The sequence below is a fragment of the Levilactobacillus wangkuiensis genome (assembly GCF_016861605.1).
Lineage (GTDB): Bacteria > Bacillota > Bacilli > Lactobacillales > Lactobacillaceae > Levilactobacillus > Levilactobacillus wangkuiensis.
The window spans coordinates 42,940-67,341 of record NZ_BOLM01000010.1; the positions used below are offsets into that span (position 1 = coordinate 42,940).

At 51.7% G+C, this 24,402-nt stretch carries 18 protein-coding genes; all 18 read right to left on the reverse strand.

The genetic code is table 11. From position 1 onward, the window contains the following. Window positions 1–5 precede the first annotated feature (5 nt). Window positions 6–545, reverse strand: coding sequence for a CvpA family protein (locus JUF13_RS08785; RefSeq protein WP_203639244.1), 540 nt, complete (start codon window positions 543–545; stop codon window positions 6–8). A gap of 1 nt (window position 546) precedes the next feature. Further along, the gene (locus tag JUF13_RS08790) at window positions 547–810 is read right to left on the reverse strand and encodes a cell division protein ZapA (RefSeq protein ID WP_203639246.1); all 264 of its coding nucleotides are present in this window, start codon (window positions 808–810) and stop codon (window positions 547–549) included. Window positions 811–1,109: 299 nt separating this feature from the next. Then, window positions 1,110–1,421, reverse strand: a complete 312-nt coding sequence (locus JUF13_RS08795; protein ID WP_125584156.1) for a DUF1292 domain-containing protein — start codon at window positions 1,419–1,421, stop codon at window positions 1,110–1,112. Between the two features lie 8 nt (window positions 1,422–1,429). Continuing rightward, window positions 1,430–1,867, reverse strand: a complete 438-nt coding sequence (gene ruvX / locus JUF13_RS08800; RefSeq protein WP_203639248.1) for a Holliday junction resolvase RuvX — start codon at window positions 1,865–1,867, stop codon at window positions 1,430–1,432. Next, on the reverse strand, window positions 1,864–2,136 hold the full coding sequence (locus JUF13_RS08805; protein ID WP_024746979.1) for an IreB family regulatory phosphoprotein: 273 nt from the start codon (window positions 2,134–2,136) through the stop codon (window positions 1,864–1,866). Before JUF13_RS08805 ends, ruvX begins: the two co-directional genes overlap by 4 nt. Before the next feature lie 282 nt (window positions 2,137–2,418). Continuing rightward, on the reverse strand, window positions 2,419–5,058 hold the full coding sequence (alaS, locus tag JUF13_RS08810) for an alanine--tRNA ligase (protein ID WP_203639249.1): 2,640 nt from the start codon (window positions 5,056–5,058) through the stop codon (window positions 2,419–2,421). Window positions 5,059–5,968: 910 nt separating this feature from the next. Beyond that, window positions 5,969–7,327 carry a DEAD/DEAH box helicase gene (locus JUF13_RS08815; protein ID WP_203639251.1) on the reverse strand — a complete coding sequence of 453 codons (1,359 nt, stop codon included), beginning with the start codon at window positions 7,325–7,327 and terminating at the stop codon, window positions 5,969–5,971. After that, complete coding sequence (locus tag JUF13_RS08820; RefSeq protein ID WP_203639253.1) at window positions 7,324–8,289, reverse strand: DHH family phosphoesterase; 966 nt, start codon at window positions 8,287–8,289, stop codon at window positions 7,324–7,326. The genes JUF13_RS08815 and JUF13_RS08820 overlap by 4 nt, the downstream gene beginning before the upstream one ends. Window positions 8,290–8,702: 413 nt before the next feature. Next, window positions 8,703–9,764 (reverse strand): DNA polymerase IV, encoded by a 1,062-nt coding sequence (gene dinB, locus JUF13_RS08825; protein WP_203639303.1) that lies wholly within the window; start codon window positions 9,762–9,764, stop codon window positions 8,703–8,705. Between the two features lie 552 nt (window positions 9,765–10,316). Then, window positions 10,317–10,766 carry a preprotein translocase subunit YajC gene (yajC, locus tag JUF13_RS08830; protein WP_203639255.1) on the reverse strand — a complete coding sequence of 150 codons (450 nt, stop codon included), beginning with the start codon at window positions 10,764–10,766 and terminating at the stop codon, window positions 10,317–10,319. A 154-nt stretch (window positions 10,767–10,920) separates the two neighbouring features. Continuing rightward, entirely contained in the window at window positions 10,921–11,943 is a 1,023-nt protein-coding gene (gene ruvB, locus JUF13_RS08835; RefSeq protein ID WP_203639257.1) for a Holliday junction branch migration DNA helicase RuvB, read from the reverse strand. Window positions 11,944–11,964: 21 nt separating this feature from the next. Then, a complete protein-coding gene (ruvA, locus tag JUF13_RS08840; RefSeq protein ID WP_203639259.1) occupies window positions 11,965–12,570 on the reverse strand; it encodes a Holliday junction branch migration protein RuvA in 606 nt (201 codons plus the stop codon). A gap of 1,056 nt (window positions 12,571–13,626) precedes the next feature. Continuing rightward, complete coding sequence (gene mutL, locus JUF13_RS08845) at window positions 13,627–15,627, reverse strand: DNA mismatch repair endonuclease MutL (RefSeq protein WP_203639261.1); 2,001 nt, start codon at window positions 15,625–15,627, stop codon at window positions 13,627–13,629. Between the two features lie 392 nt (window positions 15,628–16,019). Beyond that, window positions 16,020–18,737, reverse strand: coding sequence for a DNA mismatch repair protein MutS (gene mutS, locus JUF13_RS08850; RefSeq protein WP_203639263.1), 2,718 nt, complete (start codon window positions 18,735–18,737; stop codon window positions 16,020–16,022). Between the two features lie 28 nt (window positions 18,738–18,765). Then, window positions 18,766–19,560, reverse strand: coding sequence for a TIGR00282 family metallophosphoesterase (locus tag JUF13_RS08855; RefSeq protein ID WP_203639265.1), 795 nt, complete (start codon window positions 19,558–19,560; stop codon window positions 18,766–18,768). 444 nt (window positions 19,561–20,004) lie between these two features. Next, window positions 20,005–21,564, reverse strand: coding sequence for a ribonuclease Y (gene rny / locus JUF13_RS08860; protein WP_125765741.1), 1,560 nt, complete (start codon window positions 21,562–21,564; stop codon window positions 20,005–20,007). Window positions 21,565–21,868: 304 nt separating this feature from the next. Then, a complete protein-coding gene (gene recA / locus JUF13_RS08865) occupies window positions 21,869–23,005 on the reverse strand; it encodes a recombinase RecA (RefSeq protein ID WP_125765740.1) in 1,137 nt (378 codons plus the stop codon). Window positions 23,006–23,096: 91 nt separating this feature from the next. Continuing rightward, the gene (locus JUF13_RS08870) at window positions 23,097–24,347 is read right to left on the reverse strand and encodes a competence/damage-inducible protein A (RefSeq protein ID WP_125765739.1); all 1,251 of its coding nucleotides are present in this window, start codon (window positions 24,345–24,347) and stop codon (window positions 23,097–23,099) included. Window positions 24,348–24,402: the final 55 nt, after the last annotated feature.

Genomic DNA, 24,402 nt, shown 5'->3' on the forward strand with positions numbered 1-24,402 from the left:
TCAATCTAATTCGATTCATGCTCCGTCAGCCACCAGGTGAACACCTGCTTTGAGAGCACGGGTGTCTGTTTGACAATCCACTGGGCGACTGGGGAGGCTTGATAACTGTTTTGAAAACCCTGAATTGGTAACAGGATTAGTAAATTTAAGGTTAAAAAAATGACTACATAACGAATGACCAGATTAATCAGACCACCCGCTAAGGAATTAACTTGATGAATCACTGGCAACCAGGTCACCTTGTTGATGCCATAAGCTAATTTGCGGACAATGAAAAAGCCCACGGTCAAAATGGCCGAAAACGCGAGACCATTTAAAAAGAAACTGCTACTCTCAGCCGCGGTCACGGCGCTGGCAGAACTGTTCAGGGAAAGATTTCCCACGAACTGGCCCACGCCGCTTGCCAGTGGTTTGGCACCCAACCGGGCGATAACCCAAACAATCAAGTAGCCAATCGTGCTAATAATCTGTAACACCAGTCCCCGCCGGTAGCCCCGACGAAAACCAAAGATGAGAACTGCGAGAATAATTAAGCTTAAAACCAAACTATTCCTCCGTTTCTGATGAGTCCTTGCTGGAATCCGTTTGGTCGTTGGCCGCTGCCATCTTTAATTGGTCCGAAACAGCGTTGAACGCCATCAAGATTGCCGCGTCTTCTTTACTAATATTGGGTGACAGCTCCTTGAGCTGGGTGAACTGTTCATTCAGCACCTCAGTCACCGCCCGCATATGTTCGTCCGTGGCTTGCCCGACAATCGTGTAACTCTTGCCGGCAATGACGGCTTTAAAGCGGTGTGTTTCTTCAGTCATTTTAAAATTCCCCCTGTTTTGCGCAACGTCTTATTTTACCATTAAACAGTGGTCGGGCGCACGTTTTGGCCTTTAAAATGGTTGTAAGATTGTCCGTTTCGCCTGCGGTAGACAGATACACTGGCTTTCACCCATTTTAACTGCACCGTCTTCTCTGCCGGTAATTTCACTGTCAGCTAAACATACTTTAGGCTGCCGCTCATACTCACTAACATGCCACCCATTTACTCGTTAATCCCACCAAATTTTCTCGTCATACAAAAAAGGACGGAAAAATTCCGTCCTTTCGTTGAAACTGACTAGTCTTTTTTACCAGCGTTAGGATCAATGGTCCCATCAGCCAGGAAAGTGTTCAGTACGGATTCAACCATATCCCATTCTTCGTCGGACTCGATCAATTGCAAGTCGCCACCGGATGGGTTAGCTGGATCATCGTCTGCAGGTAACGCGTAGGCTTGGATGTCAACTTCCTCGTCGTCGCTCTTGCCTGAAGGGTAAATCAAGATGTATGACTTACCAAAATCGTCAGATTCAAAGGTAAACAGGACATCGTAAAGTTCTTCGTTACCATTTTCGTCAACTAATGTAATTTGTTCTTGGTCTTCGTTCATGGGAAACCTCACTTTTCTTGAGTTAACTTGCCGTGACGATCCAAATAATTTTGGAGAATCAGTCCGGCAGCTAATTTATCAATTACTTTTTTTCGTTTGCGGCGCGAAGTATCCGCTTGTTCCACTAACATACGCTCCGCCTCAACGGTTGTCAACCGCTCGTCTTCAAAATCGACGGGCAAGTGGAACCGTTCAGTTAACATCTCACCGTACCGCTTAGATGCCGCGGCCCGGGGACCTAACGAATTGTTCATGTTCTTGGGGAGCCCGACCACAAAGCCTTGGACTTCGTGTGACGCCACCAGTTCTGCGACCCGATTCAACCCGAAGACTTCTTCCTCTTCTTTGATTGGAATGATCTCAATTCCTTGGGCGGTCCACCCGAGAGCATCGCTAATCGCAATACCCACGGTACGGGAACCCACGTCTAAACCCATTAACTTCATGAAGGCTTCACCGGTCCATTCTGATTCAGGTAGAAACGCACTAGCTCTTCAATAATCTCGTCGCGCTCGTGCTTCCGAATCAAGTTCCGTGCATCATTGATACGTGGAATATATGCAGGATCGCCCGATAGTAGGTAGCCGACAATCTGATTAATTGGATTATAACCCTTTTCCTCTAGTGCTTGATAGACCGTTACCAGCGTATCATGAACGTCCTTTGGTTGGTTAGCCCCAAAGTCAAAATACATCGTTTTGTCTAATGAACTCACTATAAAACACCCCCGCACTTCCTCGCTTAGCCTTAATTTTACTCGATTACCGCCCAAACTACAACGCACTTCAGCAATGTAATCTATTCGTAATACTGTTGCTGGGAAGGGAGCCACTCGAATCGAGCCGCTCCCTCCTCCTGACTAAGCTTTTAGCTAAATTTCAATAATTAGTGTCGCGCCATCACTGGCAAATTCACCCGTACTGCCGCCAGCACCAACCTTAAACATGATTAATAGTTTAACAGAATGACCACGAGATTCAAGCAAAACGCCTCAGCGTTAGTCTTGATCAGCCAACCAATCGGCCGCAGCCGTCATGGCATCTGGTAAGCCCGCTGGGTTCTTCCCACCGGCTTGGGCCAGGTTAGGCCGACCGCCGCCACCACCGTTGATCTTTGGTGAAATGGCTTTGATCAAATCGCCAGCCTTGACCTGCTTTTGCTTGTCCGCGCTAACGGCCACAATCAGGTTCGCCTTACCATTGACTTCCGCACCCAATACTAACACATCGGAAAGGGCTTGGTCACGCCAAGTGTCGGCTAAGGCCCGCAACTGGTCCATCTTGGAGACTTGAACGGTCCCGCTGATCAACTTGTAGTTACCAGCCGTGACCACGTTGTCAAAGACAGCACCGGCCTGTTGGCTAGCTAATTTGCCTTCTAAGGCCGCTTGCTTTTGTTCTAAGCTCTTGACTTGGGCTTGCAGGGCGTTAACCTTCTGAGCGACTTCAGTGACCTGAGTCACCTTCAAATCGCTCGCAACGGCATGCAAGATGTCATCGTGTTCATGCAAGTACTTGTAGGCAGCCGCAGAGGTCACCGCTTCGATCCGCCGAACACCGGCACCGACACCAGATTCCGAGGTAATCTTGAACAGGCCAATTTCATTGGTATTCTTGACGTGGTTCCCCCCACAGAATTCGGTGACGAAATCGCCAGCACTGACAACCCGAACGACCTTACCGTACTTTTCGCTGAACAAGGCAATGGCGCCCATTTGCTTAGCAGATTCGATATCGGTTTCAACCGTCGTCACGGGTAATTCGGCGAAGATCTTTTCGTTCACAATGGCTTCGGCCTTGGCCAAATCGGCAGGATCAACCTGACCGAAGTGGGTGAAGTCAAACCGCAAGTAGTCGCCTTCAACCAGTGAGCCGGCTTGTTGGGTGTGTTCGCCAAAGACCTCACGCAACGCCTTGTCTAACAAGTGGGTTGCGGTATGGTTCTTTTCGACCTTGCTATGGAAGATGGTGTCGACCTTGAGTTGGTAAGTTGCACCCTTCTTCAATGGCGCAACGACCGTCAGCGTGTGCAGGTTCTGGCCGTTAGGGGCGTGTTGGACGTCAGCAACGTGGGCAACCACGTGCCCGGCTTCGTCCAAGATGTCCCCTTTGTCAGCGACCTGGCCACCCATTTCAGCGTAGAATGGCGTGGTGTCAAACATGGCTTCAACGGTGCCAGTTGTGGCTTCGTCAGCCAGTTGGTCATCAACCACGAGTTCGGTTAACTTGCTCGTCGTTTCGAGTTGGGTGTAACCCACGTATTGGCTAGGCGTCGTCACGTTGATCAAGAGATCATGTTGCAGGCCCATGGCCGTTTGCTTGCCACGTGCGTTACGAGCGCGATCTTTTTGCTTTTGCATTTCAGCCTTGAAGCCGTCAACGTCGACCGTGATGGCCTGGTCATCGGCATATTCTTCGGTCAGTTCAACCGGGAAGCCGTACGTGTCGTACAACTTGAAAGCGTCGGGACCGGCGATTTGGCTACCGCCCTGCTTCTTTAAGTCGGCAATCAAGCTGTTCAGCAGCGTTAATCCACCGTCCAGCGTTTCGCCAAAGCGGTCTTCTTCGGAACGCACGACCTTGGCAATGTAATCGGCCTGAGCCAAAACGTCTGGGTAGTAAGACTGCATGATGGTCCCAACGACGGGAACCAATTGGTCTAAGAAGGCCCCCTTGATGCCTAACTTTTGGCCATTCACAACGGCCCGCCGGATCAAACGACGGATGACATAGCCACGGCCTTCGTTACCAGGCAACGCACCGTCACCGATGGCAAATGTGATGGCCCGCGCATGGTCCGCAATCACCTTGAAGGACACATCGTCTTCCTTGTTGGCACCATACTTCTTGCCATCGCTGAGTTCAGCGGTCTTTTCAATGATTGGCATGAACAAGTCAGTTTCAAAGTTTGTCCGGGCATTTTGGAAAATCGAAACGACTCGTTCGAGGCCCATCCCCGTATCAATGTTCTTCCGAGGCAATGGCTTGTAGCTGCCATCGGGTTCGTGGTTGAACTGGGAGAACACGATGTTCCAGACTTCCAGGTAACGTTCGTTTTCGCCACCAGGGTAGTTTTCAGGATCGTCATCGGCCAGATTGTTAAAGGCTTCACCACGGTCGTAGAAGATTTCGGAGTCAGGACCAGAAGGACCCTCACCAATATCCCAGAAGTTATCTTCAACGCCGATAATGTGGTCAGGGGCCACGCCAGCAGCCTCCCAATCAGCCTTGGCGTCGGTATCCTTCGGGTAAACGGTCATGTACAGTTTATCTGGATCCCAACCGAACCAGTCTGGGGACGTTAAGAGTTCCCATGCCCAAGTGATGGCTTCCTTCTTAAAGTAATCACCAACGGAAAAGTTCCCGAGCATTTCAAATAACGTATGGTGCCGCGCAGTCTTCCCCACGTTTTCAATATCGTTCGTCCGAATACTCTTTTGTGAACTGGTCAAACGAGGATTCTCTGGCACAACTTGGCCGGAGAAGTATTTCTTCATCGTGGCAACCCCGGAATTGATCCACAGTAATGATGGATCATCCTTGGGAACCAGTGATGCACTAGGCTCAATGGTGTGGCCCTTCGACTTGAAAAAGTCGAGGTACATTTGCCGAATCTGACTACTAGTTAGCTCTTTCATCTCTCAAATACCTCCAAAAATGTCAAAAACACCGTTGCCCGTAGAGACGCCGAAGCGCGGTACCACTCTACTTGCAACGATGTTTTAATCGTTAACCTCTTAAACTCATAACGCTGAGTCGCGATGTTCCTGAGGGAGCGCCACTGAATCCATGAGTCGTTTTTCACAGCAACCAAAACGTTTCTGAAAGTCATGGGGTCAGGGTATGTCCTCGATAGTATATTTAAATGTCCACTTGAAATTATAGGTGTGGCGCACTTTCTTGTCAACTAAACGTTCGGGAAAACTTTGGGTGATTGTCAGCAGTCTACATCGCCTACCGGACCGCCAAAATGAACCGGAACGCGGTGGGCAGGACATCCAGAGCCACAGAACGGTCTCTGAACTCGCTTTGAACCGCCAAAGGCCGCGTTTCAAAGTCGCCATTTAGAGCCCGTGCCGTGCCCTAAATCCCACGGCTGAGTTCATTTTGGCCGTCCTCTCGGCTTAGACTGGTTTGGGGCGTTCCCGTCTGAACTTACTCGCAGTGTGTTTAAACTTGTTGACGGGTTGTGCCGAATCCGGCTTCCCTTGATTGGCAGTATCTTTGCTGACGGGCTTGGCTTACTGCGTTAATCTTTCTCTCGCCAAACTATCCAGAAACTTGCGGCCTCTGAAACGTGTCACTGTCGGGCAACTGGTTCCGCTTAGAAAAATAAGACGCTCCTGTCCGGCATAGGCGTTTTACCGATTGCATTGGCTTACTGCGTTAAACCTGCTCTCGCCATTTTATCCGAAAACTTGCGGCCTCTGAAACGTGCTACACAGGGCAGGTCCCTGCGCTTAGCAAAAAGAGAGCTCCAAGCCGGCTCTGCCGACTTGAAACTCTCTTCTCGCTAATGCTCAGGACCTAACCGCCCTGTTCCGCACTCTATTGATACCGATCCGACTCGCGTTTCCGCCGCTTACGTTCATTTCTGGCGCTTTGGCGTTGGGCGATTCGGCGTTCTTGGTCTTTTCTACGGTGAATTTCTTGCTTGATTTGGTGCTTGTAACCCGGCTTGATTTTCTTCTTCTTTTTCATAACGAAACCAATCAAACCTGGATCAAGCTTTTCGGTACTCTTGTTCCGTTGCGTCCGGCGGTTCCGGTCGTAGGAATCGATGATTTCGCCGTTGCTGATTCGCTTAGGCTGGAACTTGATGCCCATGGCTTCAATCTCAGCGACCTTGGCTTCTTCATCTGGTGAGTACAACGTGATGGCCGTGCCGTGCATCCCCTGACGACCCGTCCGGCCGACCCGGTGGACGAAGAAGTCTAGGTCTTCTGGAATGTCATCGTTGATCACGTGAGAGACCCCTTCAATATCAATTCCCCGGGCAGCCAAATCGGTCGCCACAACGAATTGGAATTGGAGGTTCTTGACTTCACGCATGACCCGCTTCCGTTCACGAGGCTTGATACCCCCATGAATCATCGCGACCTTCATGCCCTGGGCCTGCAAGAAGTCGTGGATTTGTTCAACCCGCGTCTTGGTGTTGGCAAAAATCAGGACTAAGTAAGGTTCACCCATCGTAATCAATTGGTAGATCAATTGGTTCCGGTTCTGACCTTTGGTTGAAATCAACCAGTTGTCGATCGTATCAGAAATAATCGTATCGGTTGGAATCTCTTCAACGACGGGATGGTTCATGTATTTCTTTAAGAAGGGATTCAATCGTTGTGGAATGGTGGCCGAGAAAACCATCATTTGCAAGTCTTTCGGCATCCGTCCAGCAATCCGGTCGACTTGGTCCAAGAACCCAAGGTCTAAGGTCATGTCGGCTTCATCCACGACAAATTGACGTGCGGTATGCACATCCAAGGCGTCTGATTGGATCAAGTCCATGACCCGACCGGGCGTCCCGATAACCAATTGGGGTTGGAAGTGCCGCAGTTTTTCAACTTGGCGCTTCTTGTCGGTCCCACCGACGTAGTTCCCAATCCGAATTTCAAATGGGGATTCAGCAGCTAATTGTTCAGCGGCCGTGTGAATCTGGTAAGCCAGTTCCCGGCTAGGCGTGGTGATGACGGCCTGAACCTGGTTTTCTGACGTTAACTGGTTAAAAATGGGCAGTAAGAACGTATGCGTCTTCCCGCTCCCAGTCTGGGATTGGCCCACGACATCTTTGCCCGAAGCAATCACGGGAATTAATTTTTCCTGGACCTTGGTCGGGGTCGTGAAACCAATCTTTTGCAAGGCCGTCATTAAGTACGGCTGCAAGTTGAATTGTTTAAAATCTGCGGTCATTCATTTTCTCCTTTAGTGTTAGCCACTAACTCATCGAGCTCGTGAATAACTTGGTCAATTTCTGCCTGATCGTGGGCTGTGGCGCCACTGGCCAAGGCGTGACCGCCCCCACCGTGGTTCTTAGCCAATTCGTTGATGGAAGGTCCCTTTGAACGCAACCGAATGCGGAAGGTCTTGTCCTTGGCTTCAACGAAGATGGCCCAAGCCACAACGGAGGTGATCTTACCGGGCAATGGCACGACGGCGGACGTGGAGTCACTGGCAGCGAGGCCAAAGGATTCCACGATTTCGTCGGTCAGCTTCAAATAAGCCGCCCCACTAGGCAAAATTTCTAAGTTCTGGTAAACGTAAGCGGACAACCGCGCCATTTCTGGGGAAATTTCATCCTCAGCCTGGTTGACGTCCGTCATTGAGAAGTTGTAAGTCAGTAACTTACTGGCAACGGCAAACGTGTTGGCTGACGTGGCCGGGTACATGAACCGCCCGGTGTCGCCAATGATGCCGGCATAAAGTAGTCGTGCCGCATCGTCAGACATGGTGAGTGCCGTGGCATTCTTGGCGTACCAATCATAAATAATCTCGGACGTGCTGGACGCTTGGTCCAACACCCATTGAATGTCGCCAAAGGCATCATCATTGGGATGATGGTCGATCTTGATGACTGCGGCCCCCGTGGACCACCGTTCATCGTCGACTCGGGGTTGGTTAGCGGTGTCCACAACAATCACTAACGCACCCTGATAAACGCCATCTTCCACGTCTTGGTCGGCTTGACCCATCCAGTCGAAGCCGGGGTAATGCTTACCCACAGCCAGAATCTTCTTTTCTGGGAAGCTCGCTTGTAAAATGTCCCGCAAAGCCAGTTGAGCCCCGATACAATCGGGATCAGGCCGCTGGTGACGGTGAATAATAATTGTCTGATACTTTTTGATTTCTTCTAAAATGGCAGCTTCAATAGCCATAGGTTCACCCGTTTTCTATCCGATTTTTTCGACCAAGACGCGTCGATACCGCGTTTCAGTATACAAGTTTTAGCGCGCAATTTCAATAAAACTCGGTCCAAGCTGGGTTAAGCCATCGCCTCCGGGGTGGGAAAAACTGGACCGGAACGCGGTGGGCAGGACGTCCAGAGCCAAAGAGCGGTCTCTGAACTCGCTTTGAACCTCTGAGAAACGAGTTTCAAAGTCGCCATTTCTTAAGGGTTCCCCTTAAGAAATCCCACGGCTGAGTCCATTTTTCCCACCCCTGCGGCTGATATTGGTTGAACCCATGCCACCGTATTTTATTGACCTTGTTGCTAATCGCCATTAATCATTGTTCTTGTAAGTTAGATTTAATTCCTAACTACCGATAACTTGACCTCACCCAACATTTTCTAATCATCGCCACCAAACAGTGGTAACTTGACGTTTTCAAAAGTTTGCGCGGCTAGTCCAGTTAACGTGATGCCCAGCAAGCGGACCTGCTCGTCATCCCCGGCCACGCTGTGGTAGAGATCCAGAGCTAAGTCGTAATAGACGCTGGCATCGTTGGCAATGAAGTCCGTTTGGGTCACGCGCTTCGTGATGGTGTTGAACTCGCTGTCCCGTAGCTTGAGAACTAGCGTCTTGCCGTGCCGTTGCTTTTGCTTGACCGTTGCCGCGACCATTTCTGCCAGCCGTTGTAGTTGCGTTTCCACCTCGCCGACCGACGACAACGGTGGCCCGTACGTGCGCTCCTTGCCAATCGACTTGCGCTCACGCAAATACTCGACCGGCCGCTCATCAATGCCGCGTACCCGTTGATACAAAATGTAACCGAACTTGCCGAAGTCATGAATCAATTCCAACTGGGATTTTTGATACAGATCCGCCCCGGTTTGAATGCCTAGCTCATGCATCTTGGGCACGGTCTTCTTGCCCACGCCCCGGTAGCGCTCAATCGGCAACGCCATCAAGAAGTCGTGCGCGTCCTCCGGCAGAATCACGCTCACCCCAACTGGCTTACGGAAGTCCGAGGCCTCCTTGGCTAGAAACTTACTATAGGAAATGCCGGTCGAACAGGTCAAATGGGTCTTATCAAAAATTTCCACCTGAATCTCGTGGGCCACCTGAACCGCCGAACGGATATGTTTCTTATTCTCCGTGATATCCAAATAGGCTTCATCAAAAGCCACGGTCTCAATCTTATCCGTGTACTCATGAAAAATTTCGTGAATCTGATCGGAAATTTCGCGGTAATGGGGAAAGTCTGGCGTCTTAAAGGTGGCATGTGGGGCCAGCTTAAACGCCTCGTTGGCATTCATGGCGGAATGCACGCCTAGCTGCCGCGCCACGTAATTGGCCGTGGTCACGACGCCGCGGCCGCCAGTCGTTCGGGGATCTCTGGCAATGATCAACGCGTGGCCCTTGAACTCGGGGTGGTCCCGTTCCTCAATCGACGCGTAAAACGCATCCATGTCGACGTGAATGATTTTTCTTTGCGTGTATTTTTCCGGGACCACGGCCTTCCCCTCCTTTCCACGATTTTCCGGTTGTGCAGTCGTTGTCAGCGCCTCCGGGATGGTGAAAACTGCGCCGGGACGCGGTGGGCGACCGCCCGGAGCCAAAGTACGGTCTCCAGGCTTACTTTGAGCCGAAGCCCCGTCTCAAAGATATCAGTTACCTAAGCGGCCAACCCACCCGCTAAGGTAACTCCCACGGCTGAGCGCATTTTCACCATCCCTGCGGCTGACACTGACTTAACCAATAGCATTTGCGCCATTAACAACACGCTGAACAAACATGGTGTGCCAACACGTTAACTGAATTGACTGTCGATCTACCAACTTCAACGACGTTTGCCAACCACATGTTTTACCGTTTATTAGTATATAAATTATACCCAAACAAACGTTTGTCTTCAATCAAAAGCCGTTATCTTTTTCCCGTAATTCTTCGGCTTTTACTCACCGTTAACCAAAATTTAGCCGAAAAAAAACGGCCTCTAGGAGACCGAACTTTTTGATGTCTTATTTAGCTGAGTCATCGTCAGTTTTTTCAACAGTTTCGTCACTTGCAGCGGCGTCACTTGCTGGTTCTTCAGTGGCATCTTCAGCGGGTTGATCCGCGCTGGCTGCTTCACTGGTTGCGTCGTTAGCGGCTGGGGCCGTAACGGCTTGTGGTGCTTGAGACGTTACTTGGGCAATGGCACGCAGGTCAAAGACCAAGTAGATCCCGTCGCAATCCAAGGTAACCGTTTGGTCAGCTTGGTTGATTTCGTCGATCACACCGTGTAACCGGCCAATCGTGATGACGTGGTCGCCCTTTTTAAGTTCGCTCATCATGTCACGATGCTTCTTTTGTTGCTTTTGTTGTGGACGTAACATTAAGAAGTACATCAACCCCAAGAAGACAACTAAGATAATCAACGTTGAATAACCACCGGCGGCGCCAGCAGCGATATTTAAATTATCAAACACATTTGTTCACCCCTTTATATTCTATCTATTGGACAACTTTACCAGAATACGGGGAATCCGTCCAATTATTTCTAGAAATTCTTTAGACGTTCGGTATTGCCGCTTCCTTTCAGAAACGGCTTGTCACCGCGGACTGGCGCTATCAGTCAGTCGCTTAACCATTTTCCGGTTGTGGAAATTGCCGGCCGAGGTGTTCATACCCCGCTGGTGTGACGACCCGGCCCCGTGCCGTGCGCTTTAAATACCCGCGCTGCAGGAGATAGGGCTCGTACATGGCCGCGACAGTTTCCGTTTCCTCACCAACGTTGGCCGCCAGGGTATTCAACCCGACTGGCCCACCGTTGTAGTAATCGATCATGGTCTCCAACAACTTAATGTCGGTGGCGTCTAGCCCGGCCGAATCCACGCGCAATAATTTCAGCGCGTGGTTCACAATGGCCAGGTCAATCTCGGTATGATCAGGCGACACTTCCGCAAAGTCTCGAATCCGTTTCAACAAGCGGTTCGCGATTCGGGGCGTGCCCCGCGAGCGTAACGCAATCTCGTGGGCGCCCTCAGTTGCGATGCGCGTGTTAAAAATGTCGGCTGACCGCGTCACAATTTCTTGGAGATCTTGCGTTTGGTAGTAGGCCATGTGCTCCACGATACCAAACCGGTCCCGCAACGGTGCGGATAACAAGCCGGCCCGGGTCGTGGCCCCAATCAACGTGAACGGTGGCAACGGAAAGTGCACCGGATGGGCGGTTGGCCCCTGTCCGACCACGATATCGATGTAGAAATCTTCCATCGCGGAGTAGAGCATTTCCTCAACAATTTTCGGTAGCCGGTGAATTTCATCAATGAAGAGAATATCCCCCGGTTGCAGTTCGTTGAGCAAGGCTACCAGGTCGCCCGGCTTTTCAATCGCTGGACCACTAGTCGTGCGGATGTGCACACCCATTTCGTTGGCAATCACCATCGCCAAGGTCGTCTTCCCTAAACCAGGTGGCCCGTACAGCAGCACGTGGTCCAAGGATTCCTCCCGTTGCTTAGCCGCCTGAATATAGACGGACAATTCGTGTTTGATGGGATCCTGACCGATATACTGGGCCAGGGTTTGTGGTCGCAATGATTTTTCAATCGAATCTTCGTTGTCATCCGCTGGTTCCGGTGAAACGACACGTTCATCATCAGTCATGGGTCAGCCTCCTTTCAAAAACTAGGTCGTCAATAAGCGTAAACCTTCGCTCAAATAATCATTGGTTGAGTCTCCGGCAAATTTCCGCAACTGCGGCGTGATTTTCTTAACAGCAGCGGCCTTGTAACCCAGTGCCGTCAAAGCTGCAATCGCATCGTCTAATTTCGGATTCCCCTCGCCAGTCGTGACGGCTTCCGGTGTGAACAAAGCCCCATCGTCGACTGGTGCCAGGTCATCCAACTTGTTCTGCAGGTCCAAGACAATCTGCCCCGCCGTCTTCTTCCCAATCCCGGGAAACTTCGTCAGGAAGCTGATATCGTTGGTTTTAATCGCCAACATCAGCCCTTGATGGTCCGGATTGGCCAGAATCGCCAGCGCACTCTTGGGTCCAATACCGTTAACGTTGATTAATTTTAAGAATAATTGTTTTTCAGCAAAATCTGCGAAACCGTAAAGGGTCTGCGCCGTGTCACTCACCGCCTGGTAGACGTAAATCGTGACTGGCGTGGTGCCAACGACGTAACGGTAAGGGTTAGCGGTGTTGACCAGGTAGCCCACTCCGTTAACGTCAACGACCACGTGGTCCGGATAGACCGCCGCAATCGTGCCGTGAAGGTATTCATACATGCCAGTTAGTCTCCTTTGCGCTTGTTTCAAGGTTAACATTCAGCTAGTAAAAACGAAGTCGGGCCGACGCTTCCGTTCCCGGCGGCGGGCTCAAACTGCCCTGCGGTGGGGAACGGCTCCAGCCTGAGGAGCGGTCTGGGGCCTCGTCTTGAAACCTCGCTAAGGACCACGAGTTTCCAAGGCCGTCCCGTGCTCTAGGCTGAGAAAAATCACTCAGCCAAGACCACCGACACAGCTGGTCAGTTTGGCCCGCCTCTGGTCACTTATATTGGCCAAGACATTTTTACTAGCTCAAAACTGACTGATTGTTAGCCAACATCAAGCGTCTCTTTCATTCATCAATGATCTATCTTTAAGAAAACATATGTTTGCTTTTTAAATTGTACCACACTTGGCTCGACTTAGACTACAGATTCTGTTCTGAGTTTACCAATGTCAAAACAAGGCCCAACCCAGCAATTACTGAGCGGTTAGCCGGAGACTGCCAACTTACAGCATGGGCCATCTCGGCTTTAAACATATTTCATAGCAAAGCAAAAAGCAAACGCCAACCGAATAGATGGTCATTCTGGAGGCAGCTAAGGTTCACACCTGTGTCGGGGACCTTAGTCGGCGTTTTCAGCCGGCTTAGGTCCCGGGACGACTTTGAGATTGCGCTCTTGGCAAGCTCAAAGCGAGACTGAAGACCGTTCTTTGGCTTCAGTCTCGCTGCTAAATAACGTCCATCGCATCAGCAATAACTGAACGGTTAGCCGGAGGTAGCCAACTTGCGCACCCTGCGTCGATGGTGTGCTTACAGCATGGGCCATCTTAGCTTCAAGCATGTTTAACGGCAAAGCAAAAAGCAAACGCCAACCGAATAGATGGTCATTCTGGAGGCAGCTGAGGCCCATACCTGTGTCGGGGACCTTAGTCGGTGTTTTTTACCGGCTTAGGTCCCGGGACGACTTTGAGATTGCGCTTTTGGCAAGCTCAAAGCGAGACTGAAGACCGCTCTTTGGCTTCAGTCGGTACCCACAGGTGTGGGCCTTAGCTGCCGGAAGAATTTAGGACCACCTATTCGCCCCAGTCGTCGCCGGAGTGGTGGGGATCCTGAATCCGTTTAAACAGCTTTTCCAAGTCCTGATCCGTGAAGTGGACCAGCACTGGCCGGCCGTGAGGACAGTTGAACGGGTTCTCTGCCGTAGCTAATTTCACCAGCAAAGCCCGAGCTTGTTGGTCGTCCAGGTGATGGTTGGCCTTGATAGCCCGCTTACAGCTCATCATGATGGCCGTCTTTTCTCGGAAGGCCGCCACGGAAATCTTACCGTCCTTTAAGACCCAGTCAATCATTTCCTTAATGGTATCGGTCTCCTGCCCCGCCTTGAACCAGGTCGGGTGCTCGTGCACGATGAAACTATTGGGGCCAAATGACTCGAGGTTGATGCCGACACTGGCTAACGTTTCCAAGTGGTTGGTCAGCTCCAAGACGTCCGTCGTCGGGTAATCCAAAACGATGGGCACCAGCAATTTTTGCTCGTCATCGCTGACCTCGCCGATTGCTTGGCGGTAAAACTCGTAGTTCACCCGTTCCTGCGCGGCGTGTTGGTCGACTAAATACAACCCATCATCGGCCTCGGCCAACAAATACGTGCCGTGGACTTGCCCCAAGTAGCGTAACTGAGGAAAGCGTTGAGCTGGCGGTTCGGGCGCCGTCAAAGAGACTTCGGCGACCGGTTCCTCAACGGGCGGCGTTTTCCCACCCAGGGGTGCGGCGACCCGTTCCGTTTGGTATTTCTCATCAAATTCTTGCACGGCTGGCAGCTGGAAATCCTGCTTGTCATGCACGACCACGGGCTCAACCGGGACCTCTTCTGGGGTGGTCAACGGTTGGGGACCAGCGGCTGGTGTTGCGGCTGGTTGCGCCGGTGTAGGCGTCGGTGCCGCACTCTCTGCCGGTTGTGGCGCTGGCTGGGTGTGGCGCGCCGACATGTCGTATTTGGCCGAGACGTCGTTTAACGCCATGGTCAGCTGATCCGTGGTTGCGGCTTCTCGCTTTTTCGTTGGCATTTCATCGAAGACATCCGGAATCAGATTCTCACGGGAAAGCCGCTTGAACACGGTGTCCTGAATCAGCTGCGTCAGTTCCGGCTCTTCACTGATGCGGACCTCCTGCTTGGTTGGATGCACGTTCACGTCTACCAGTAAGGGGTCCATTTTAATATCCAGCACAGCCAGCGGGTAACGGCCGACCATCAGCTTGGACCCGTACCCGGCGATCAAAGCCTTACTCAACTGAAAATTGTGAATGTACCGGCCGTTTAGCAGTAGCGAAATGTACTGCCGACTGGCCCGGGTCAACTCGGGCAAGCTCACGTAACCGCTCACCTGAAAATCCGGGTTTTTGCCGTTGATGGCCACCATTTTCCGGGCGCTTTGGACGCCATAAATACCGGCAATCACCTGTTGTAGGTCGCCCCGCCCGGCTGTCCGAGTAAGTTCACGGCCGTTGTGGACTAGGGAGAACGCCACGTCAGGATAGCTTAGGGCCAGCCGGTTGACGATATCCGTGATCCGGGCCAGCTCGGTGGCTGGTGATTTCAAATACTTCAGCCGTGCCGGCACGTTACCAAAGAGGTCCTTGACGGTAATCGTGGTCCCCTTGCGAGCGGCTGCGGCGGTGTGTTCCTTGATGATGCCGCCCACGTTATGAATCAACGTGCCGACACCCCCGGTCGAGGTCGTCATCGTGACGTCGGCCACGGAAGCGATACTGGGCAAAGCTTCACCCCGGAACCCCAGGGATTTGATACGAAAGAGGTCCCGCCGGTCGGTAATCTTACTAGTGGCGTGACGTTTGAAGGCCATTTCGGTGTCTTCATCCGCGATGCCATCCCCATCATCGACCACGGTAATCCGTTGTAACCCGGCCTCCTCGACCGTGATATCAATCTGTTTACTGTGAGCGTCGACCGCGTTTTCCACCAGTTCCTTGACCACGGATGCGGGCCGTTCAACCACTTCACCCGCGGCAATCTGGTCGGCTAAGACCGACGCTAATTCATGAATTTTGGCCATTAACGACCCTTCCTCTCATTGGATAAATAAAAACAGGTGGTCTACCCCGTTCCCGGCGGCAGGCTCAACTCGCCCTGCTGTGGGGAACGGCTCCAGCCTGAGAAGCGGTCTGGATCCTCGCCTTGGAACCTCGCTGAAGTCCGCGAGTTTCCAAGGTCGTCCCGTGCTCTAGGCTGAGTGAAAAACCTCAGCCAAGACCACCGACACAGCTGGTCAAGTTGGCCCGCCTCTGGTCACTCACAGTGATCACCTGTTTTCATTTTCTTTTTTCTACGACATATTTTAGACACATAGCTTTACTTATCAACAATTCTGTTTGAATTTCACTAAACCGACCACCCAAACGACTCGTAGTCCCTCTTAGCCAGCTAGTTTACCGACATTCAACTCGTTTACTTCTTCGCCAATTTCTGTTGCCATTGGTAAACCTGGTTCATGATGGCCATTGGGGTCATCCCCATCAGGTTCAGGTCGGAAATTTGGGCCAGTACCTTGGCTTGTGCCGGATTCAGCTCTGGTTCTTCCGTGAACAACGAGAGCTGTTGATCGGTGGCCGGTTCTGTTGGTTCTACTGATTCCGGCACCGGTTTCTGTGTCGATTCACTGACAGCTGGTTCCGGCTTGACCGACTCTGCCGGTTGTTCCTGCACGGGTACCGCCGATTCTGGTGCCGTTTGGGCTGCCTGTACGGGTGTCTGCGCCGTTTCTGGTGCGGACAGGGGTTGGTCCTCAGCTGACTGTTCCAAGTCCTCTAAGATGACCTCAGCACGGTCTAACAGCTTCGTTGGCATCCCCGCCAATTTAGCCACGTGAATCCCGTAGGACTTGTCCGCGGGACCCGGTTGCATTTGGTGTAAGAAGACCAGGTCGCCATCGCGTTCGACAGCGCCCACGTGGACGTTGCGTAACTGCTTTAAGGACTGGTCTAACGCCGTCAACTCGTGGTAGTGGGTTGAGAACAATGTCTTGGCGTGGACCCGGTTGTGAACGTATTCGATAATGGCCTGAGCCAGCGCCATCCCATCATACGTGGCCGTCCCCCGCCCGATTTCATCGAATAAGATCAGGCTGTTGGCGGTGGCTTGACTCAACGCGTGGTTGGCCTCTTGCATTTCCACCATGAAGGTACTTTGCCCAGAAATCAGGTCGTCTGCGGCACCGATTCGGGTGAAAATTTGGTCAAAGATAGGCATCTGGGCGGACTCTGCCGGCACGAAACAGCCCATCTGCGCCATAATTACGGTCAAGGCCAGCTGCCGCATGTAGGTACTCTTCCCGGACATGTTCGGCCCGGTAATCAGTAAGATGTTGGTCTGTTCATCCATCATGACATCATTAGGAACGTATGATTGACGACCCAAAACCTTTTCGACTACGGGATGTCGGCCCTGTTTAATGGCTAAGTTATGCCCTTCAATCAGCGTTGGCTTGATGAAGTGATAGTCCTCACTGACCACGGCAAAGCTTTGGAGCACGTCTAGACTGGCAATGGCGGCGGCTAATTTCTGTAACCGGGTGATGGCCAGCTTGACCTGTTCGCGCAGATCAACGAATAATTTATATTCCAGCGCCACGGATTTCTCCTCGGCCTCCAAGATCAGGCGTTCCTTATCCTTCAGCTCAGGTGTGGAGAACCGTTCGGCGTTGGCCAGCGTCTGCTTCCGTTCGTACCGGTCTGCTGGCAGCTTGTCCAGATTGACCTTGGTGACCTCGATGTAGTACCCGAAGACGTGGTTGTAGCCAATCTTCAGGTTATTGATTCCGGTCACTTCACGTTCGTGGGCCTCCATTTCGGCCAGCCAGGTCTTCCCGTTACGCATGGCATCCCGGTATTCATCCAATTGGGCGTTAAAGCCGTCGCGAATCACCCCACCGTCGGAAACGGAGATTGGGGGTTCGGGAACGATGGCCTCACGAATGGCCGCCGCAACATCTTCCACGGGGTCCAGGCCGGCCAGCGTGTCGTCGAAGACCGGTTCGGCCAGCTCTTCAATCGTGTGCTGGATTTGTGGCACCTGCTCCAAGGACGTTTGCAGCTGGATCAAGTCCCGGCCGTTTACGCTCCCGAAGGCCACGCGCCCGGCTAAGCGTTCCAGATCATAGACCTTAACCAATTCTTCCTGCAAATTATTGCGTTCGAAATAGTGGTCGAGTAACGCGCCGACCTTGTCCTGCCGTTCTTCAATCTGTTGCCGGTCAATCAGTGGCCGGTCCAACCATTGCTTCAGTAACCGGCCCCCCATGGCCGTCTTGGTTTGGTCCAAGAGCCACAGTAAGGTCCCGGATTTTTTCTTGGTTCGTAGGTTTTGGGTGATTTCCAGGTTACTTTGTGAGGAGTGGTCCATCTTCAAAAAGGCGGTTGGCCGGTAAGCCACGGCGCGTTGTAAATGCGCCAGGCTGCGCTTCTGCGTCACCGTCACGTAGGTCACCAGGACACCGACAACTTGTTTCAGTAAATCGGTCTGTAGGTCCTGCTCCACGTAACTGAGCTCGGAACTTGGCTGAATCTCGTCTTGATTAGAAATCATCATCCCGAGCTGTTTCATCCGGGCCTTCAGCTCATCGTCAATCGTGGTATCCACGACGACTTCCTTGGTCTGCAGGCTCATTAATTCATTCATGACGGGGTCGTCACCGCTGATTTCCGCGGCCTTCAGTTCCCCGGTCGACAGGTCGGTGTAGGCCAAGCCGTATTGTGACTTGGTGCTCATGGTTAGGGCGGTCAAGTAGTTGTTGCGCTTGGCCCCGGCAGCGCCGGTATCGGTCTGAGTCCCTGGGGTGACCAATTGAATGACCTCTCGCTTGACCATTCCCTTGGCCAACTTCGGGTCCTCCATTTGTTCACAAACGGCAACCTTGTAGCCCTGATCCACCAAAATATCGATGTAATTTTGCACGGCCTTGTGCGGCACCCCACACATGGGAATCGGGTTCTTGGCACTGTGACTCCGGGTCGTCAACGTTAGCTCCAGCAATTGCGAACCCTTGACGGCGTCTTCATTGAACATTTCATAAAAGTCCCCGAGCCGGTAGAACAAGAACGCATCGGGATACTGGTCTTTAATCTTTTGGTACTGCACCATCATGGGCGTCGTGTTCGTTTTCGTCATGAAAAATGGTTCATCCTTCCGTTATCGTTTAGCTTTGGTACGGGTGTTGTGGGCTGATCAAGATGGGCTTGATGCTAGCCGCATGCCCCGTTTTATCGTTTAAGTCAATGACGGCACCGGAGAGAATCCCGGGACCGACTTCTTGGACCGTGTAGCGGGTTGGCCGTTGGTTTTCAAAGCGTTCAATGACGCTATCGGCCTGCATCCCCAAGACACTGTCGGCGGGACCGGTCATGCCGGCTTCGGTCATGAAGGCCGTGCCGCCACGCAGAACCTGCGCGTCACTGGTCTGCACGTGTGTGTGGGTCCCAACGACTGCGGAAACCTTACCGGCATAACGCATCGCAAAGGCCCGTTTCTCACTGGTCGTTTCCGCATGGAAATCAACGAAGACAAAATCCGTGTCCAGTTTTGGCAGTAACTCTTTCATTTTCGCAAAGGGATCGTCCATGGGGTTCATGAAGACCCGGCCTTGCATGTTGACGACGGCCAACACTTGTTGGTTCACTTTGACCTTCGTCCAGCCTTGTCCCGGCGTGTCGCCAGGGAAGTTAGCGGGCCGAACTAGCCGGTTGGCGCCACCGATGAAATCATACAGTTCGGCGTTGTCCCAGGTATGGTTTCCCATCGTGACCACGTCGGCGCCATCCTTTAAGAGTTGCTTGTAAATACTTTGACTGATACCGCGACCAACGGGGGTTGAATTTTCCCCGTTGACGATGGTGACCTGGGGCTTTAAGTCCCGCTTTAATTGGGGGAGGTACTCATGAATCATATCCACACCAATGTTTCCAACAACGTCACCAACAAATAAAATACGCATCTTCGTTCCCCTATCTAGACCGTTTTGGCCCGCCTGGCTCTTGTGACCAGTTCTCGTAAATAACCTCTATTTTACCATGGTTTTTCTAATCCTGCGTGAGTTAAATCTAAGCTAATCCCCCGTTCACGCACCTCCGGACTGGTGAAAATGGGATTGGAACGCGGTGGGCGGACGCCTGAAGCCTGAGGGGCGGTCTTCAGACTTACTTTGAGCTGCCCAAACCGCATCTCAAAGATACCAATTATCTAAACGGCCAGCCGTTAAGATAATTCCCACGGCTGAACCCATTTTCACCAGTCCTGCGGTTAACGGCCGCTTAGCCATTCTGTCACTCATTTACCTTCACCTGCTACCATGCCACACAACATCATGATAGTTCCTAACCCCGATGTTCTTCTGCAGAGACGTAAAAAAGCTAGGACCAAATGGCCTAGCTTCTCTGACTTATTTCGCATATTCAACTGACCGGACTTCCCGGATGACGGAAACTTTGACGTGGCCTGGGTAATCCAGGTCGCCTTCAATTTGTTTCTTGATGTCGCGTGCCAAGACAACGGCATCCGTGTCGGAAATCTTCTCGGGCCGCACAATGACTCGAACCTCTCGTCCCGCCTGAATGGCAAAGCTATGGTCGACGCCGTCAAATGAATTGGCGACGGTTTCCAGCTTGTCCAACCGGTGGATGTAACTTTCCAGAGAATCTGAGCGTGCGCCTGGCCGGGTGGCTGAAATAACATCAGCGGTCCCAACCAGTTCCGCAATAACGGATTGCGGTGCCGTTTGATCTGCTTGAGCTGCGATAGCGTTAACCACAACGGAACTTTCACGGTACTTCTTTGCGAGTTCCGTGCCCGTCGTGATGTACGAGCTATCATCTTCATGCTCTGCAGCGCGGCCAATATCATGTAATAATCCTGCACGTTTTGCTAACGTAACATCCTCACCTAATTCAGCAGCCAACACCCCAGTGATCTTGGCAACTTCGATTGAATGGGCCAACGCGTTTTGCCCATGAGAAATTCGGAAATTCAAGCGACCAACCAGTTTGACCATTTCGGGATGCATGGAATGAATCCCCAAGTCAAAGGTTGCTTGCTCGCCAAGCTCCCGGACGTGTTCGTCCAGTTCTTTTTTCGCCTTGGCTACCATTTCTTCGATCCGTGCCGGGTGAATCCGCCCGTCTTGGATCAACTTCTCAAGCGCAATCTTCGCAACTTCTCGCCGTAAGGGGTCGAAGCCACTCAAAACGACGGCTTCTGGCGTATCATCAATGATCAGGTCAATCCCGGTCAGAGTCTCTAACGTCCGAATATTCCGTCCTTCACGACCGATAATCCGGCCCTTCATGTCGTCGTTAGGTAACGTCACCACCGTAATGGTGGTTTCGGTTACCATATCGGCAGCACTCCGTTGGATGGCATCGACAATCAGGTCTTTAGCATTGGCCTGAGCTGTCTTCCGCGCCGTTTCTTCGCTTTCTTTAATCATCTTTGCCCGTTCGCCTGCCAAAGCCTTTTTGGCCTCGGAAATAATCAGGTCCCGTGCATCATCCTGGGATAAAGCAGCTACGTCTTCAACCGCAGCTTGGCGTTTTTCAATCAGTGAGTCTGCTTGCTGTTGCTTCTTTGCTAAATTCTGCTCTTCAGCACTTAGCTTCTTGTCCCGACGATTCAAAGAGTTTTCGCGTTTTTCCAGAGAGTTGTCTTTCCGGTCTAACGTTTCTTCCCGTTGAATCAAGCGATCTTCTTGCTTCTGAACTTCGGCACGACGTTCTTTCAGCTCGGTTTCGACCTCTGCGCGGTACTTATGACTGTCTTCCTTGGCCTCTAATAAAGATTCCTTCGTGGCAGTCTCAGCTTGCTTCTTAGCTTCAGCCAGTACACCTTCAGCAGTGTACTTAGCCGCATCTAGCTTTCGCTCGTGGACAGATTTACGAAAATAATACCCGCCCACAACACCAACAACGATAGCGATGATTGCGAGGATTATAATTGGAACACTCATGATTCCACCTCCGCATCATCAAAATGACTAATTTAAAATCAGACTTTTTAAGATGTTGATTTAATAACTGACGCAACTTCAATTTTAATGGTTGCCATGAACGCTGTCAACTAAACTCACCGGAAACTGGTGGGTCCGTGCGGATTTATTCGTTTCGACCTGCCAACGACCGTTCCCAGAAAAATTGTAGGCGGCATCCTCAGATGAATTCACGGGTGAGCATCAGCCAGTTGCCAGCTCGTTTTCGGTCACCCTGCCAAATAAAAAAACGCCAGTCACCTCACAGGATGACTAGCGTTTCGTTTTATTTACCAGGCTTGTTCTTGTCTGGAATTAATTCACTTTGTTCTGGCTTGCCTTTGTCCTTAGAAGCATCGGCTTTGGCATCCTTCTTGTCGGTTGGCTTGCTGTCTTTACCAGTAGCCTTCTTACCGTCATCGGCGTCGTCACCTTCGCCAACACCATAAGCTGCCCGAACACGTTGGTTAACTTCAGCCATCATATCTGGATGGTCAGCCAAGTATGCCTTAGCATTCTCACGACCTTGACCAATTCGGTCTTCGCCGTAAGAGTACCAGGATCCACTCTTATCAACAATGTCCTTTTCAACGGCCATGTCGAGCAATTCACCGGTTTGGGAAATCCCCTTACCATACATAATGTCGACTTCAGCCCGCTTGAATGGCGGCGCAACCTTGTTCTTAACGACCTTGATTCGCGTCCGGTTACCGATAACATCGGTACCGTCTTTGATCTGTTCAGCCCGGCGAACTTCCAACCGAACCGTGGCGTAGAACTTCAACGCACGACCACCAGGCGTAACTTCAGGGTTACCAAACATAACCCCAACTTTTTCACGAATTTGGTTAATGAAGAGTGCAATCGTCTTCGTCTTGTTAATCGTCCCGGATAATTTCCGTAGCGCTTGAGACATCAGACGGGCTTGCAGACCCACATGGGCGTCACCCATTTCCCCTTCGATTTCCGCACGGGGAACCAAAGCGGCAACGGAATCGACAACCACAATGTCCACAGCCCCACTGGAAATCAAGGCATCTGCAATTTGCAGTCCTTGTTCACCGGTATCAGGTTGTGACAAAAGTAATTGGTCGATGTTAACCCCTAAAGCAGTTGCGTAAGCCGGATCCAGAGCGTTTTCTGCATCAATATAAGCTGCAGTCCCGCCCCGCTTTTGAACTTCCGCTACGGCGTGTAAGGCCACGGTCGTTTTCCCAGATGATTCTGGACCGTAAATTTCAACGATTCGTCCACGTGGGTAACCACCAACACCCAAGGCCACATCAAGGGCCAACGAGCCAGATGGAACGGTTTCAATGTCCAGGTTACTGTTGTCACCTAGCCGCATGATCGAACCTTTACCGAAATCTTTTTCAATTTTCTTCAGCGCTTTATCCAACGCCGCTTGTCGTTCGTCAGCCATCCAAATCCTCCTTTGTTGCATCAATATTCATGTATCACTATACGGGTTTTGTTCGCAAAATGCAAGTAAAAATAGAACAAAAGTTCCCCTTTTATTTTGACCCGTGTAAGACGCGGCGGAGCCAATCCAAACCGGTCATGACGGATCGCTCACGAATAGCCGCTCGGGTCCCCGTCAAATGAACCAGGCGGGCTCGCGGTTCATGTCCACGTTGCGCCAGGCCCAACCAAACGGTCCCAGCTGGGTGACCTTCCAGGGCATCCGGCCCCGCTACGCCGGTAAAGCTCAGAGAGAAGTCGGTATCCAATAACGCCCGGGAACGTTCCGCCATCTGCTGAGCCGTGGCCGCACTAACGACCCCGTCCTCAGCGATGATGGCCTGCGGAATCCCTAACAGGTCATGCTTGGCTGAATTGGCATAGGTCACGAAGCCACCCGGAAAGATGGCCGAAACCCCGGGGACATCCCCCAGCGTACTCTGGAACTTCCCGGCCGTTAAACTTTCAGCGCCCGTAATCGTCAGGTGGCGGTCAATCATTTCGTTAACTACGACCGCTGCCAGGCTGTTGTCATCCCCATAGCCATAGAGATAATCGCCCACGCGGTCCTTAATAGTCGCCGTCATGTCATCCAACAGCTGATTACCAGCAGCCTCATCCTTCGCCTGGGCCGTCAACCGCAACGTGACCTCATTTACTTTGGCATACGGTGCAATCGTCGGATTCGTTTGCCCATCAATTAGGTCGCTCAGCAGGGTCACCAACTGCCCTTCGCCGATGCCAAAGAACCGCAAGACCCGTGATACCAAGTATTCGTCCCGATGATAGGTGGCCTTCAGCAAGGGAACCGCCTGTTCAGCAAACATGGGCTCCGCTTCACTAGGTGGTCCGGGCAATAGCATGATGTCAGCCGCGTTAGGATCCTGATAAAAGGCCCCGACAGCCATCCCAGTCCGGTTCTTGAGTGGTTGGCTCCCTTCAGGATAAAGTGCCTGTAAGCGATTGTTAGGGGTCATAGGCCGCTCTGCCGTGGCGAAGTGCTTACGAATCTTAACCATCGCTTCAGAATCTTCAATTAATTTCACACCTAACAAGTGAGCAACGGTCTGTTTCGTCAAATCATCCTTGGTCGGTCCAAGTCCCCCACTGATGATCACCAAGTCACTCCGCGAACGGGCCTGATTCACCACTGCTGTCAGCCGGTCAGCGTTATCGCCAACCAATGAATGGTAATAAACTTCGATACCAGCCTCGGCCAATTCACGGGCAATAAAGGCCGAATTCGTATCGACGATTTGTCCCAATAGAATTTCGGTTCCGACGGCAATGATTTCTGCTTGCATGCTGACCCCTCCTGGATGACTTAAAGTTAACTTCGTAATGAAACGCGATTTATTT

Excerpts from the sequence above, each read along its gene's own strand:
- JUF13_RS08870 (WP_125765739.1), bottom strand. The coding sequence starts at position 24,347 with ATGCAAGCAGAAATCATTGCCGTCGGAACCGAAATTCTATTGGGACAA.
- rny (WP_125765741.1), bottom strand. The coding sequence starts at position 21,564 with ATGAGTGTTCCAATTATAATCCTCGCAATCATCGCTATCGTTGTTGGT.
- ruvA (WP_203639259.1), bottom strand. The coding sequence starts at position 12,570 with ATGTATGAATACCTTCACGGCACGATTGCGGCGGTCTATCCGGACCAC.
- JUF13_RS08855 (WP_203639265.1), bottom strand. The coding sequence starts at position 19,560 with ATGCGTATTTTATTTGTTGGTGACGTTGTTGGAAACATTGGTGTGGAT.
- JUF13_RS08815 (WP_203639251.1), bottom strand. The coding sequence starts at position 7,327 with ATGACCGCAGATTTTAAACAATTCAACTTGCAGCCGTACTTAATGACG.
- mutS (WP_203639263.1), bottom strand. The coding sequence starts at position 18,737 with ATGACGAAAACGAACACGACGCCCATGATGGTGCAGTACCAAAAGATT.
- mutL (WP_203639261.1), bottom strand. The coding sequence starts at position 15,627 with ATGGCCAAAATTCATGAATTAGCGTCGGTCTTAGCCGACCAGATTGCC.
- alaS (WP_203639249.1), bottom strand. The coding sequence starts at position 5,058 with ATGAAAGAGCTAACTAGTAGTCAGATTCGGCAAATGTACCTCGACTTT.
- ruvB (WP_203639257.1), bottom strand. The coding sequence starts at position 11,943 with ATGACTGATGATGAACGTGTCGTTTCACCGGAACCAGCGGATGACAAC.
- JUF13_RS08790 (WP_203639246.1), bottom strand. The coding sequence starts at position 810 with ATGACTGAAGAAACACACCGCTTTAAAGCCGTCATTGCCGGCAAGAGT.
- ruvX (WP_203639248.1), bottom strand. The coding sequence starts at position 1,867 with ATGAAGTTAATGGGTTTAGACGTGGGTTCCCGTACCGTGGGTATTGCG.
- dinB (WP_203639303.1), bottom strand. The coding sequence starts at position 9,764 with ATGGATGCGTTTTACGCGTCGATTGAGGAACGGGACCACCCCGAGTTC.
- JUF13_RS08820 (WP_203639253.1), bottom strand. The coding sequence starts at position 8,289 with ATGGCTATTGAAGCTGCCATTTTAGAAGAAATCAAAAAGTATCAGACA.
- recA (WP_125765740.1), bottom strand. The coding sequence starts at position 23,005 with ATGGCTGACGAACGACAAGCGGCGTTGGATAAAGCGCTGAAGAAAATT.
- JUF13_RS08795 (WP_125584156.1), bottom strand. The coding sequence starts at position 1,421 with ATGAACGAAGACCAAGAACAAATTACATTAGTTGACGAAAATGGTAAC.